Raw genomic sequence first — 924 nt, 5'->3', positions numbered from 1 at the left:
ACTTGATGTAGCGGGAGACGACCTCATTGGCGTCGACTTCGGCCGGCAGCTCGCCGCGCTTGTGCATGTCGAGCAGCGTGTCGAAGGCGAGATAGGGATTGATCGCCTCGGCGCCATAGCCCGCAAGGCAGCAGAAATGATGCACCTCGCGCGGTTCGCCGGACTCGACGACCAGCCCCACCGACGTGCGCAATCCCTTGCGGATCAAATGATGGTGGACCGCCGCCGTCGCCAGCAATGCCGGGATGGCGATGCGGTCCGGCCCGAGCTGACGGTCGGACAGGATGATGATGTTGTAGCCGCCGGCGACCGCCGCCTCGGCGCGCTCACACAGCCGGTCGATGGCGCCCTGCATGCCGGCCGCGCCTTCGTTCGAAGCATAGGTGATGTCGATCGTCTTGGTGTCGAAACGGTCCTCGGTGTGACCGATGGAGCGGATCTTCTCAAGATCACCATTGGTCAGGATCGGCTGGCGCACTTCGAGCCGCTTGCGACGCGAATTGCCGACGAGATCGAAGATGTTCGGCCTCGGCCCGATGAACGACACCAGGCTCATCACCAGTTCCTCGCGGATCGGGTCGATCGGCGGGTTGGTGACCTGGGCGAAGTTCTGCTTGAAATAGGTGTAGAGCAGCTTCGATCTGTCCGACATCGCCGAAATCGGCGTGTCGGTGCCCATCGAGCCGACCGCTTCCTGGCCGGTGGTCGCCATCGGCGACATCAACAGCTTGGTGTCTTCCTGGGTAAAGCCGAACGCCTGCTGGCGATCGAGCAGGCTGACGTCCCTGCGCAGCGCCCGCGGCTCGACCGGCTTCAGGTCTTCGAGGATGAGCTGGGTGTTGGCGAGCCAGCTCTTGTAGGGATGCCTGGTCGCGATCTCCGACTTGATCTCCTCGTCGGAAACGATGCGACCCTTCTCCAGGT

General features: G+C 63.3%; 1 protein-coding gene. It reads right to left on the bottom strand.

Annotated elements, in window-relative coordinates; translation table 11 throughout:
- On the bottom strand, positions 1-924 hold a 924-nt coding region (locus tag EN742_RS36170), incomplete at both ends, for a glutamate synthase central domain-containing protein (RefSeq protein WP_281035061.1).

It is taken from the genome of Mesorhizobium sp. M4A.F.Ca.ET.020.02.1.1 (assembly GCF_004022645.1).
GTDB lineage: Bacteria > Pseudomonadota > Alphaproteobacteria > Rhizobiales > Rhizobiaceae > Mesorhizobium.
This window is presented reverse-complemented; position numbering and strand designations above follow the sequence as displayed.